At 69.3% G+C, this 12904-nt stretch carries 14 protein-coding genes; 2 read left to right on the top strand and 12 right to left on the bottom strand.

Features of this window, described 5'->3' with window-relative positions:
* Window positions 1-31: 31 nt before the first annotated feature.
* Window positions 32-532, top strand: a complete 501-nt coding sequence (locus QSK37_RS08580) for a MarR family winged helix-turn-helix transcriptional regulator (RefSeq protein WP_285571257.1) — start codon at window positions 32-34, stop codon at window positions 530-532.
* 51 nt (window positions 533-583) lie between these two features.
* A complete protein-coding gene (locus QSK37_RS08585) occupies window positions 584-2983 on the top strand; it encodes a WD40 repeat domain-containing protein (RefSeq protein ID WP_285618770.1) in 2400 nt (799 codons plus the stop codon).
* A 115-nt stretch (window positions 2984-3098) separates the two neighbouring features.
* On the opposite strand, the gene QSK37_RS08590 is transcribed toward QSK37_RS08585, so the two are convergent.
* The 12 genes from QSK37_RS08590 to QSK37_RS08645 form a co-directional block, all read right to left on the bottom strand.
* Window positions 3099-3632, bottom strand: a complete 534-nt coding sequence (locus QSK37_RS08590; RefSeq protein WP_285618772.1) for a DUF488 domain-containing protein — start codon at window positions 3630-3632, stop codon at window positions 3099-3101.
* Window positions 3633-3705: 73 nt separating this feature from the next.
* Complete coding sequence (locus QSK37_RS08595) at window positions 3706-4821, bottom strand: amidase (RefSeq protein ID WP_285618774.1); 1116 nt, start codon at window positions 4819-4821, stop codon at window positions 3706-3708.
* A gap of 122 nt (window positions 4822-4943) precedes the next feature.
* Window positions 4944-6686: an ABC-F family ATP-binding cassette domain-containing protein gene (locus QSK37_RS08600; RefSeq protein WP_285618776.1), complete on the bottom strand. Its 1743-nt coding sequence runs from the start codon at window positions 6684-6686 to the stop codon at window positions 4944-4946.
* Window positions 6687-6769: 83 nt separating this feature from the next.
* Window positions 6770-7333: a hypothetical protein gene (locus QSK37_RS08605; protein WP_285618777.1), complete on the bottom strand. Its 564-nt coding sequence runs from the start codon at window positions 7331-7333 to the stop codon at window positions 6770-6772.
* A gap of 22 nt (window positions 7334-7355) precedes the next feature.
* A complete protein-coding gene (locus QSK37_RS08610) occupies window positions 7356-8039 on the bottom strand; it encodes a hypothetical protein (protein WP_285618778.1) in 684 nt (227 codons plus the stop codon).
* 27 nt (window positions 8040-8066) lie between these two features.
* Window positions 8067-8399, bottom strand: coding sequence for a hypothetical protein (locus QSK37_RS08615; protein ID WP_285618779.1), 333 nt, complete (start codon window positions 8397-8399; stop codon window positions 8067-8069).
* 23 nt (window positions 8400-8422) lie between these two features.
* Window positions 8423-8761: a YbaB/EbfC family nucleoid-associated protein gene (locus QSK37_RS08620; RefSeq protein ID WP_285618780.1), complete on the bottom strand. Its 339-nt coding sequence runs from the start codon at window positions 8759-8761 to the stop codon at window positions 8423-8425.
* A gap of 2 nt (window positions 8762-8763) precedes the next feature.
* The gene (locus QSK37_RS08625; RefSeq protein WP_285618782.1) at window positions 8764-9027 is read right to left on the bottom strand and encodes a YbaB/EbfC family nucleoid-associated protein; all 264 of its coding nucleotides are present in this window, start codon (window positions 9025-9027) and stop codon (window positions 8764-8766) included.
* Between the two features lie 13 nt (window positions 9028-9040).
* Window positions 9041-10243 (bottom strand): S8 family serine peptidase, encoded by a 1203-nt coding sequence (locus tag QSK37_RS08630; protein ID WP_285618783.1) that lies wholly within the window; start codon window positions 10241-10243, stop codon window positions 9041-9043.
* Window positions 10240-11505: a hypothetical protein gene (locus tag QSK37_RS08635; RefSeq protein WP_285618785.1), complete on the bottom strand. Its 1266-nt coding sequence runs from the start codon at window positions 11503-11505 to the stop codon at window positions 10240-10242. The genes QSK37_RS08630 and QSK37_RS08635 overlap by 4 nt, the downstream gene beginning before the upstream one ends.
* 1 nt (window position 11506) lies before the next feature.
* Entirely contained in the window at window positions 11507-11980 is a 474-nt protein-coding gene (locus QSK37_RS08640) for a hypothetical protein (protein WP_285618786.1), read from the bottom strand.
* Between the two features lie 322 nt (window positions 11981-12302).
* Window positions 12303-12857 carry a hypothetical protein gene (locus QSK37_RS08645; RefSeq protein ID WP_285618787.1) on the bottom strand — a complete coding sequence of 185 codons (555 nt, stop codon included), beginning with the start codon at window positions 12855-12857 and terminating at the stop codon, window positions 12303-12305.
* Window positions 12858-12904 lie beyond the last annotated feature (47 nt).

Below are 12904 nucleotides of genomic sequence, written 5' to 3' on the forward strand. Positions count from 1 at the left end.
CTCGATGTCAAGACAGGTAAGGTGATCGACCATGGAGGACGAGGTCGATCGCCTGGTCGCGGCCTGGCGCACGGAGCGGCCAGACCTCGACACCGAGCCCCTGCACGTCCTCAGCCGTGTGTCGCGGCTCGCTCGGCACCTCGACCGTGCGCGCCGGGCCGTGTTCGCCGCGCATGACATGGAGTCCTGGGAGTTCGACGTGCTGACCGCGCTGCGCCGCGCCGGCCCACCGTACGAGCTGAGTCCCGGCCGTCTCCTGCGCGCCACGCTCGTCACCTCCGGCACGATGACCAACCGGATCGACCGGCTGGAGAGCGCCGGGCTGGTCAGCCGCAATCCCGACCCGCAGGACAAACGCGGTGTGCTCGTACGCCTGACGGACGCCGGCCGCACCCGCGTCGACGCCGCCTTCGCCGACCTCATCGACCGCGAACGCGACCTGCTCGGCTCCCTCACCGCCGACGAACGCCGCACACTCGCCGGCCTGCTGCGTTCGCTCCTCGCCCCCTTCGACGCCGACCCCGCGAACTAGGGGTCTCCGGGACACAGCGGGTGCGACCTGTGGTGTCCTACGCTGACCTCTGTGTCAGAGGTGATCGATTACGGACGGTTCGCCGAGCGCCTGCGGCAGGTCATGCCCCGGTGGGAGGACCGCGACCGCATGTCCTCCGAGGAGTTCGCCGCCCATCTGGCGGACACCGGTCCGCGCTGGGAGCTGCTCCGCGCCTTCCAGGAGGAGTGGGGGTACGAGCCACCCGGCGGAGAGCCTCGCTGGCCGCGCTGGTCGGAGGACGAGCACCGGGCGTACGTCCGCCGCCTCAAGGAGGAGACGACCGGCGAGGAGGAGGACGCGCTCGCCGGCGTCGACCTGGCCCTCCCGATCCCGGCGGCCCTGGACGAGTGGTGGGACCTGCCGTTCAACTCCTTCACCTACCGGCCGCGGCTGTACTGGACCAACCCGGAGTGGCCGCCGACCGTACGGCCCGACCCGACGGGCTACGGCGCCTCGGACGGGCTGCCGCCGGACAACCCGTTCGTCGGGCCGGCCGCCGACCACCGGGTCTGCGTGTTCAAGGCGGAGTACCAGTACTGCAACGAGTGGGGCTACCTCGCCGCCGAGGCCGCCCAGGCCGACCCGAGGGTCGTCGTCAGCACCGAGGACGGCTGGGTGGTGCAGTCCGGGTCGATCTCGGAGTTCTTCCTGCAGCTGGCCCTGATGCGGCTGCCCGGACACTTCGGCTGGACCGTACGCCTCTACGAAGCGGGGCCCGACGTCGAAGAACGGGTCCGCGAGAACTTTCCCGCCATGGGCCTGCCGCCCTGGCGTGAGCTGGGCAGCCGGACGATCGCCTACGGCGCGCCCGACGCGATCGTCTACCTGGACGGAGGGGGCTACGCCGACTTCGGGCTCGTCGTGCACGCCCGGAGCCGTACCGCCCTGGAGGAGGTCGCCCGGACCCTCGGCGTGGACTGGAGCGAGGAGATCGAGTCGCCGGAGGCCGACCGGCCCGAGCCCGGCCCGCCGCCGCTCTCGCTCAAGGCGGGCGACGCCGACGCCGACGGGCGGTGGACCGTCGAGAGCGTCTCCGACGCGCCGTACCCGCCGGGAGAGGAGACCGTGCCGCCCGCCGAGATCCTCGGCACCGGCCGGCCGGACGGCGTCACGGTCTGGGCCGAGGAGCCCGGTACGGGGGTGGTCGCCGGCGACCAGGCCGGCGGCGTGCACCTGTGGCCGGTCTCCCGTCCGGAGGCCGCCGCGGACGCGGAAGCCGCGAGCGACGGCGCCGTGCCGGAGCCGGTGCCGCTTCACCGTTCGGCGCACGACGCGCCGGTGACCGCGGTGGCCGGCCGTCGGTTCGAGCACCTCGGCGTCACCGTGGTGAGCGGCGACTCGGACGGACTGGTCGACCTCTGGCTACTCGACGGCGACTGGGGCCCGACCGAGATCGCCCGCCACGACGGAAAGGTGGTCGGCGTCGGCACCGAGTGCCTGGAGACCGGGCCGACGCTCGCCGCGGCCTGGAGCACCGGCACCGTACGGCTGTGGGACATCGGTTCGGGCCTCAACACGATCCTGGAGCTGGGGACCGGTATCGAGGCGCTGCGTCTGGACCCGGAGGGCACCATCACCGTCGGCGGTCCGACCGGCAGCGCCATAGTGCGCCTCGACGTCGATCGCCTGTGGCCGCGGCGGGACCTCACCGCGGCCGTCCACCGGTTCGACTGGGACCAGCTCGAATGCGTGACCGGCCCGGCCGGCGCCGTTCCCGACCTGCTCCTGACGATCGTGGACTCGGACGACGCCGCGGCCGCCGAGGGCATGCTCGCCGACCTGCGGGCGATGCTGTACGAGGGCGCCAGGGTCTTCTCGGCGACGGTCGTCGCCCTTCCGTGCCTGCTCATGATGGTCGGTGAGGAGGACAGTCTCGTCCGCCTGCCGTTGCTGGACCTGGCCGGAGAGATCGTGCGGGCCGCCTCCGAACCGGCCTCCGCGGACGAGGAGGCCCGTCGCTGGGCCGGGCACACCCGTTCGGCCCTGGAGAACTGCGTGCCGGCGCTGTACGTGCTGATGGACGCCGACGACCCGGCCGTCCGGGCGGCGTCGGCGCTGTTGCTGTCGGAGGTGCCGGAGGCGCGGCCCGATGACGGCACCGACCCTCTGTCGGAGCTGGTGGCGCGGATCGAGGAGGAGACCGAGGTCGAGGCCCTGGCCGGCCTCGTGGTCGCCGCCGCACGCGTCGCCGAGGCGCGTGTCGGCTCACCGCCGGCGGTGTTCTCCCGGCTGCTCGCCGAGTCGGGGCATCGCGAGGTACGGGCGGCGGCCGCGGCGGCGCTCCTACGGTGTGGGGCGGCCGGTGAGGTGGCCGGCCGTACGGTCGCGGAGGCCATCGACCGGGAACTCGCCGCGCCGGAGTCGGCCCTGGACCGCCCGCTACGCGTCATCGGCCTGACACGTTCCTCGTTCCTGCGCGACACCCGGTAGCGCAGTCCCGCCCTGCTCTTGTGGCGGGCCTTGAGATCGGCCGGTGAGGGTCGCCGTCCGCTCCGTTCCGGCGGGCGCCTCGTCGTCTTCGGACGGTAGCGGTCCGCGCCGCGCGTCACAGCAGGGTCTCCTGGCCTCCGTCGTAGACGATCAGGCCGTCGTCGCGGAGTCGGGCGCCGGGGGGTGGTTCGTGGTGAGTGAGGCGGCCGTCGTGCATCAGGTGTTCGACTCGGACGCCGCGGGTCAGGACGAGGAAGTCGGCGATCATCCGACGGTGGCAGCGCCACCAGACGGATTCGCTGCACATCACCGTCTGTTCGCCCGCGAAGGCGAGCAACGCGTCGATCGCGGTGGTGAACTCCGGCGTGCGCATGTGCGCCGCGTAACCGCGGAACATCTCCTCCCGCCAGAAGACGTCCGGCGAGTCGGGCGGAGGCCGCCGGAATCCGCCGAGGCGCTTGTCCCAGCGGTACCCGATGCCGCTCTCGGGCAGCCAGGACTCCAGTGACGTCCGGGCGACGTGCGGGTTGCGGCGGCTGCCCGGCGCCGTACGGACGTCGACCACCAGTTCCACGCCGGCGCCCCGCAGTAGCCCGGTGATCTCCTCCTTCGACGCTGTTCCATGGCCGAACGTCCGGACGGTACGCATCAGCGCGACACCACCTCACTCAGTGCGGCGTCTCCCTAACGTTCCCGGCTCGCGTCTCCCTACGCGGCGCGGATCATCGCAGGGCGGACTCGATGAGGGCGCCGGCGGCCAGCAGGCGTCCCTCTTCGTTCGCCGGGGCCACGAGTTGCAGGGAGCCGGGCAGCGCACTGCCCTCGACCGGGATCGGCAGGGCCAGGGCCGGGTCGCCGGACAGGTTGAAGGGCAGGGTGAGGGCGGTCAGGTCGACGTCGCGTTCGGCGCCGATGCGAGGGGGCGGCTGGGTGATCGTGGGCAGGGCGAGCAGCGGATAGCGTTCGAAGAGCTTGCCGAGGACCTCGCGCAGCGTCTCCCGCGCGGCGTACGCCTCGTCGAACATGCCGTCGGTGATGCGCTCGCCGCGTTCGATGCGGCGTCGGATCCGCTCGCTCATCCGGTCGGGGTAGGCGAGGAGGCTCCGGTGGGCGCGGAAGCCCTCGCCGAGGATCAGCCGGTTTCCGGCGTCGAGGGCGGCGGACCAGCAGTCGACCGGCTCGTCGGCGAAGATGAGCCCGGCGGCGTGCAGCGCGGCGTCGACGGCGGCGTCGACCTCGGGCGCGACCGGTGTGCCCACCGGACGCAGCCGCCCGATCATCGCGCCGGCGTCGAACGGACCCGGAGCGAAACCGGGCTCCATCAGCGTCATGCCGAGCGTGAGCGCGGCGACGTCGGGCCCGAGCGGGCCGACCGTGTCCAGCGTCTGGGCGAGCGGGAAGACTCCGTCGACCGGGACCCGGCCGTGCGTGGTCTTGAGCCCGGTGACACCGCAGCAGGCGGCCGGCACCCGGACCGACCCGCCCGTGTCCGTGCCGAGCGCGACGTCGGCCTCGCCCAGCGCCACCGCGACCGCGGAGCCGCTGGACGAGCCGCCGGGCACCCGGTCGGCGTCGAGGGGATTCTCCGGCGTGCCGGTCCAGGGGTTGACGCCGTCGGCGGCGCGGCAGAGCTCGGTGAGGTTCGTCTTGCCGACGATCCGGGCCCCCTGCCGGCGAGCGGCCGCGACGACGGGGGCGTCGTGCTCCGCGGGCTCGGCTCGCTCGCTGATGACCGGGCATGCCAAAGTCGTCGGCGATCCGGCGACGTCGATGGCGTCCTTGACGGCGAGCCGTGGCCCGTCGCCCTGCGCGGTGAACTTCTCCAGCCAGATGGTCACGACGACATCATGGCGTGAGGAAGACGGATGAGATAGACCGAGCGCACGCCTGTGGACGACCTCCTGCCGCCAGGTCCCCGTCCGTCAGTGAGCGGTCCGGGCGGCAGGTCGCAGGCTCTGGCTCAGGCGTTCTCCGCGAGTTCGAGCCACTGCTCCTCCAGCTCCTCGCGTTCGGTGCTCACGGTGCGCAGCTCCGCGTCGAGGGCGAGGAGTTTTTCGTGGTCGGTGGCGTGCTGGGCCATCAGGTCGTGCAGTTCGGCCTCGCGTTCGCCCAGCCGGGAGATGCGCCGTTCGAGCCGGTCGAGGTCCTTCTTCGTCTGCCAGGCGTTCTTGGACTCGGTCGGCTTCGGCGGCTCGGCCGGGCGCGCGGCCTGCGGCGGCGCCGCGCCGCGACGACGCCGGTCGAGGTACTCGTCCACGCCGCCGGGCAGCATCTTCAGCCCGCCGTCGCCGAGGAGGGCGACGACACGGTCGCTGACCCGCTCGAGGAAATACCGGTCATGGCTGACGAGGACCAGCGAACCGGGCCATCCGTCGAGCAGGTCCTCCAGCTCGGTCAGGGTCTCGATGTCGAGGTCGTTGGTGGGCTCGTCGAGCAGCAGGACGTTCGGCTCGCCCATGAGCAGGCGGAGCAGTTGCAGGCGCCGGCGCTCGCCGCCCGACAGATCGCCGACCGGCGTCCACTGGGCGTCGCCGCGGAAGCCGAAGCGTTCGAGCATCTGACCGGCGGAGAACTCCTTCTTGCCGACCGTGAGGCGCCGCTTGATCTCCTCGACCGTCTCCAGCACCCGGCGAGAGGGATCGAGCTCGCCCAGCTCCTGCGACAGGTGCGCCAGGCGTACGGTCTTGCCGGTCACCACCCGGCCCGCCCGCGGGCGTACGGAGCCGTCGAGCAGGCGGAGCAGCGTGGTCTTGCCGCTGCCGTTCACGCCGACGAGCCCGATGCGGTCGCCGGGGCCGAGCTGCCAGGTCAGGTGCTCGAAGAGCGTGCGGTCGCCGATCTGGACCGTCGCGTCCTCCACGTCGTACACGGTCTTGCCGAGCCGCGCCGTGGCGAACCGTACGAGCTCCACGCTGTCACGCGCCGGCGGCTCGTCGGCGATGAGGGCGTTCGCGGCGTCGACCCGGAACTTGGGCTTGGACGTACGCGCCTGGGGGCCGCGCCGGAGCCAGGCCAGCTCCTTGCGCAGGAGGTTCTGCCGTTTCTCCTCGGCGGAGGCGGCGATCCGGGCCCGCTCGGCCTTGGCCAGCACGTACGCGGAGTAGCCGCCCTCGTAGCGGTGGACCTGCCCGTCGGCCACCTCCCACGTGCGGTCGGTCACCTCGTCGAGGAACCAGCGGTCGTGCGTGACGACGATGAGCGTGCGGTCCTTCAGATGGCCGGCGAGCCAGGCGATCGCCTCGATGTCGAGGTGGTTGGTCGGCTCGTCCAGCATGAGAAGGTCGGTCTCGGGGACCAGCAGCGCGGCGAGCGCGACCCGCCGCCGTTCGCCGCCGGACATGCCCGCCACGGGAGCGTCGAGCGGCACGTCGCCCAGCAGGCCGGCGAGGATGTCACGGGCCCGCGCGTCACCCGCCCAGTCGTGCTCCGCCCGATCGCCGAACACGACGGAACGCACCGTCGCGCCGTCGGGAAACGCGTCCCGCTGCGTGAGGTAGCCGATCCGCGCGTCCCGCGCTCGCGTGACGCGCCCGGCGTCCGGCTCGGTGCGCCCGGCCAGCAGGGACATCAGCGTGGACTTGCCACCACCGTTACGGCCGACGATGCCGACCCGGTCACCCGCCGACACCCCGAGGGACACCTCGTGGAGCAGCGGAACCGGCCCGTACGCCTTGCCCAGACCTTCGACATTGATGAGATTCACAACGCCAGCAAGGCTATCCGCCCGCAGCAGCCCCCTGGCAACGCCGATGCGCGCCTGTGGACAAGTCGCTCAGCCCCATGGCCTCAAAGCTTCTGCAGCACGGTCTTGGCCAGCAGTTCGGCCGTGGCCTGGCGTTGGCCGCCCGAGCACATGTTCGGATTGCGGACGCTGCACGTCACCCGGACGAACAGGTTGCTCGTGCGGAAGGCGACCAGCGGAATCCCCGTGTCCGGAAAGACGCAGGACTGATCGACCGTGATACCGCGTGCGGGCGTGCAGCCGGTCTGGGTCAGTTCTTTGTCGTGGCCCTTGATGATGGCCTGGACGGCGTTGTCCACCGAGTTCTCGGTACCGCGCTGGACGAAAACGGTGACCTGGCCGAATTGCGCATCAGGGTGGTCGGCGTCGGCGACCTTCATCCACGAGCACTCCTGCTCCTCCGTGACCGCTTTGTCATCGACGCGCTCGCCCGCCACCGCCGCACCGATGAGCCGCTTGACCAGCGACGGCGGCATCAACGCACAGGAGTCTGGCGTTTCGGTGAACCGGCCGGCATCCGAAAAGGCCGGATGATGTTTCTCCGCCGAACAACCGGCAACGGACAGGACAGCACACACCGCCATGGGGACGACCCGCGCGGCCGTCATCGTTCGCCACTGCACAGGAGCGCTAGTCCTTCCGGTAGTGCCACTTCTTGGCGATCAGAGCGCTGGAGGGAAAGTCGTTCGGCTCAATGATCGCTTGGATCTCGGTCATCGTCTGCTTGCTGTTTGTAATGTAGGCACGCAGGGCGTTGCGGTGATCGATCTCCCATTTGGCGATCGTCGACGCGAAGTCCGAGAGCAGATTTGATGCGGCCTCCGTCGTCCTGAGCATGTTCTGGATCTTCCAGGGTGCGTACTTGCTCATGGTGACAGCGACGTCGGCCATCTTCTGCACGGACTGGTTGTACACGTCGATGATCTCGCCGTACGCCTGGAGCAATTGCTTGCACACGGCGACCATGTGGTCGGCGTTGCTCTTGCTCGCCTGGACGGGACCGTTGTCCCCCGTCAGATATCCGGAGAACGCGTCGTAGGCAGGCCCCTGCCACCAGCCTCCGAGATTGCTCAGCGTCTTCGTGAGCACGCTCGCCGATCCGCCGACCAGGTTGTTCGCCGCGTCGGACCAAACGTCATAGGTGTGCAGAACGGCATCGGGCCGGCCGGCCATGTTCCGTATTCTCTGCACGCTCGCCTCGGCCCTGCGATGGCCCCCGACGGCGTCGATGCCGCGCATGACGATCGACTCGGCCTGGCGCGGATAGGCCACCTCGTCCGGCAGCCCATAATTCTTGAACCTTACATCTGGCATCCCAGAGTCCCATTCACCCGTGCTTCGTCAGATACCGATATCGGGCCGTACCGACTTGACGGTTTCCGTGACGCGGTAGTCGTTCTCTTCATACGAGTTGGCCACCAGGTGGAGGCCGTTGACGCCCGAGGACAGTGACTGCGATCCACGCCAGAGCTTCTGGACGACCTGTTCGGCGTAAGAATTGAACTGGGTGGGGTAGCCCGCCTCGCGCCCCAGGTTCCCGAACGCGTCAGGCGGGAGTTCGGCCGCCCTGATGTTCTGCCACGCCTTCTGCCAGTTCTGTGAAGCGACGTTCAGGTGCACGGCTTGGTTGCGGATCTCCTCGGCGGCGTAGTAGACCTCATCGTCCTTCGCCATTCACATCACCTCATGTCTTGACATCACTGCCACATCTTCCGGGCCAGCTTGTCGATATGCGCGTCACGGGCGCTGAGCGCACGCCGGCGCGCGGCGGCGATGGCCTCCAGAACGCGAGAACCTAGCTTGAACGCGTCTCCGGTTTCGAGGCTGTCCGGATTGAGCCGAACGCGGACAAGCCGCCCGTCTCCGTCAACGGTCACGAATCCCATCCCGGCCTCGATCTCACAGCGCGTCCCCCTGGCGCCCAGGGACCCGTCGAACTCGTCGATCTCCTTCATCACGGCATCGATCGCCTCGACGCGGCCGGTGACGGCCTTCACCGCTGTGATGATCTGGTCCTTCAGCGGATCTTCCGACATGGCTACTCGTCAGCCTCCAGAAACGATTCCGCCAGTCTCCGACGCAGCTTCTCACCGAGAAGGTCGGCTCGCCCGACGGTCAGAACGATGTCCTTCTCCAGACGCGCCGAGTTCTGCCGCGAGATCGCGTCGTGACGTATCTGCAGGTCGATCAGAGTCCCGTGGCCGTCCACGGTGACCCGTACCGACTTGTCGTCGGACTCGACAGTGATCCTCTTGGTTGCGAGCTTCTGCTCCAGCTCGCGAATCTCAGCGATCTTCTTCATGAAAAATCCCGTCTCAACCGGCGTGCGCCCGGCGGCGAACCACGATGACAAAGACGACCGTGAGAACTGCTATCGCTCCACCGATCGAGATCACCGCCATGGTCGGAGACACGGCGCCGCTGCCGGTGTTCCGGCTGGAGGCGTTCCGCCGGACCCCAGCCTCGGGAGTTCTGCGAGGAACCGTGCCGTAACGGTTGGCCTGCCATTCGTCGAAACGAGCGTACGTCGGGTTGGGAGCATCAGCCGGCACCGGGTAACGCTGCGGGTTCATCGCGCTGGTGATCTGAATCGGCCCGTAGCCTGTCCTATCGTTCCAGACCGGCGCTTTCGGGTGGTACGCAGTCGCCATCAGCCGCTGCACCACGGTGCGGGCCGGCATGCGCGGGTTGCGAGAGCGGATGATGGCGATGGCCGCCGACACGAGTGCCGCGGAGAGGCTCGTTCCAGTGACGTGCGGAGCGAACCTGCCGGTCTTTCCGACGACAGGACCCACACCTGGCGCCGCGACAGCGAGGTAGGACTGGCGCTGGGTTCCAGGCCAGGGGCGCAGAGACTTGTCGACTCCGCCGACCGCGACCACACCGGCACACGAGCCCGGGAGCTCGGGCCAGTTGGTCGTGTTCCCTTCATTGCCGGAGCTCGCCACCACGATCACGTCGTGCGCGACGGCGTAGGCGATGGCATCCTGGACACCGGGGTCGCAGTGCTCGGGCAACGTGGCCGACGTGATGCCCTGCGAGATGTTGATGACTCCGGCCCTGTGGTCGACGGCGAAGCGTATCCCGCTCGCCATCGCCTCGTAGAGGCCGGCCGAGTCGCCGAATTCCGCTGTGACGTGGACCGGCAGGATCTTCGCGTCAGGAGCAACACCGACATAACCGGTGCTGCCGCCTCCTTGGCCGGCGATCAGTGCTGACAGACCGGTCCCGTGCCCGCCCTCCTTGTCATCGAAGTCATGGCGCCCGTCGCCTTTCCTTCCGGTCGTGTCGGCTCCTTTGAGGACAACGCCGGCGAGCTCCGGCAGGGACGCGTTGACCCCGGAGTCGAGCACCGCGACGGTAACGCCCGCCCCCCTGGACTGTGGCCAGACGTATTTCTCGATGCCCCAGACGGAGAACCACCATTCGTCCGGGAGCGGGCGGAGTGCCGCCGACGCCGGGCGGCCCACCATGACCATGAGCATGACCGCGGCGGCGCCTGCGAGCAGTCGCCTCACTCGGCTTCTCCGATGATCGGGCCCGGCGGCTCAGGATCATCGATCGTTGCGGCGGCCTGCTCTTCGAGGCCTGTCGGCTTCGCCCGAGGTTCGGTGACCCCCTCTTGCGGGTCCTCCAGCGAGACCTCCCCGCTCAGCTCCTCGAAGAGATCATCGATCGCCTTGTCATCGTCGTCCGACAGGTTGATCAGCAGAGGTTCATCGAAACGCTCGCGGTCGTCCTCCGTGTCAGTGGTGATCAGCTCAGGTGCCACATGCACATTGCCGGTCCACATCTTCTCGTCTTCGGACAACCAGCTCCGTCGCTTACGTTCGCGGTCTCGGCGCTCGGCGCCGGCCGGCAGCCCAGTCATGCCCGCACGCGAGACATTGCTCGTCTCGGCGGCCTGAGCCTCCTGCGTGGCGGCAGCCTGATCGGACAAGACCGGCGTCATCCGGCCGGGTCCACCACCCACATCACCGGGCACCCCGGTGATGACGTTCGGGGTGATCAGTCCATAGTGGGACGCCGGTACGCCTCCGGGGCCCACGACTCCAGCACCGCCTCCGATTGGCAGCCCGCCCAAGTCGACCGGAACGGCTCCGGTGGGAGGCACAGCGGTCGGAGCCAGGCCGGCGAGCTGGGTACCACCGTCTCCGATCTGACTCGGCTCCGCAGCGTCGTCCGGCCGGTGATCATGTGACGCGGATGAGCCATCGCCGGCACCAGGGTGAGAGGAGGGTGATCCCACGGACGTTCCCGCAGCCGCCGAGTGCCCGGGGTTCCAGCCGTCGGAGTGATACTTCTCAGCGCCCGGCGGGAGGGTGGTGGACAGGTTCTGGGGCAGAGAGTTCCACGCCTGGGTGACACGTTCGTTCGCGCCGGTCATCCAGCTCTGGGCTTCCGGCAGTGACTTGGACGCGGGCTTGTTGTACTTGTACCAGGCCAGGTGCTCCGAGCCGTGGCGTTCGATCGCCACACCGAACGTCTTGGCGGTCTGGCGGACCGTTGCCGCCGCGGACCATACCTCACGCAACTGTGCTTGGGCGGCCGCCGCGTCCTTTCCGGTCCACGCGTTGTGCAGGTCCGTCCGCATATGCAGAAGGACGCCGGCGATCTTCTCGTATGCCTCGGCGAACTTCTGGTACCCGCGGCCCGATGCAGCGACCGCCTCCGGGTCGCTGGACTTCAGGAGGGCATCGATGCTCCTGAAGTCGGTGTACTGCGACGGCGATCCCGCCGGCGCCGTGGATCGCATCGGGGAGACATAGGAGTCGACCATCTCAGTCCCTCGCGTCCGGGTTCAGCGAGTTCGGAGGCGCGGTCGGTGGCGGGGAACCCGATGAGTCGTGCTGGAACAGGTCGGTGGTCGGCACGGCGTGCAGGCGCTTGTCGACGGCAGCGATTCGGCGTTCCAGGTCGGACTCGGTCGCGTCGTAGATGTGGGCCGAGGCGTGAAGCTTCTTGATCATGTCCAGCACGGCGTGCAGAAACCGGCTGTGCTGGTCGACGAGCGTGTCGTGGCCGGACTTGGCGCTCGGGTAGAACGCCTGGGCGGCGTCCCAGGCGCCGTACGCCGCCTGGCTCGCCGGGGTGAGATGCTCGTCCGCCGACAGCAGGTCTTCCAGATGTGCCGTTAAGCGATCCGCGATGACCCTGACCTGGTGCCGGTCCATCGTGACGCGTTCCGAGGGGTCGAGCCCCGGCCAGTCACGGTAGACCCCCAGCGGCACCGGTCCCGAATCCACAGGCGGCATGGTTCTCCCCCTCCCCTGATGTGCGGAACACATCAGGCGCCGCAGCCCCCGTTCAAATCCCCGTAAAAGCCTTAGAGACTTTACAAAATTTGACTTTCCGCGTCCAGGCTCTGGCAAGGCAACTTTACTCCTACGTGATGTTCCATCTACGGAGAGTGAGATTTCGGGTTGTCCGGATCAGATGAGCGCGGCGCCCGTTACGGCCCCGGGTGCAGCAGGCGGGGCCGCGAGCCCGGGTCGCCCGTTCGGCACGGTTCGTCCCGATCCAGACCGCTTCGGGCCTGCCGCAGCCTCCACCAGATGCCGACACGGCGGCCCCTGGTCATGCGCCGGAGCGCAGGCGGACCGCCCGCTCCGCACGGTCCAGGCGGGTTCTCTGGCGGCGTGCCGACACCATGACCACGATCGACAGCACGGCGTAGTACACGATCATGACCAGGTGAAAGACGTTGGGTTCGATCACCATGGACAGCGCGACGAGGACCAGGACCAGGCCCCAGATCCATGGACCGGTCCGCATCGACCGTGCGAGCTTGCCGCGCCGCCACTCGATCAGGGCCATCGCCGCCTGATCGAGGTCCGGCTCACGGGGCGCGTCGCCGACCCGCAGAGCCCGGTTGACCTCGACTCGGGTCGCCGGCGGCAGTTCGCCGACGGCCGCCCTTTCGCGGCGCCGGGCCAGAAAGACGATCAAGCTCATCCAGGCACTGAAGAACACGGCGAACAACAGGATCTCGGCGACCCGCGCGCTCGGCGGCACGTGCCGGTCCACCAGCCAGAAGGCCGGTGCCCCGAGCACCACCGCGACCACCGCGATCACTAAGGCGAGGCGCCTGATCGGCCAGGTCACCGCCCGGTCCCGCCAGCTGTCGTCCATCCGCCGTCCCCGCTCGTTCCCCTGGCGAGGCGGCCTCCGGACCCGCC

This window comes from Actinoallomurus iriomotensis (assembly GCF_030269445.1).
Taxonomy (GTDB): domain Bacteria; phylum Actinomycetota; class Actinomycetes; order Streptosporangiales; family Streptosporangiaceae; genus Actinoallomurus; species Actinoallomurus iriomotensis.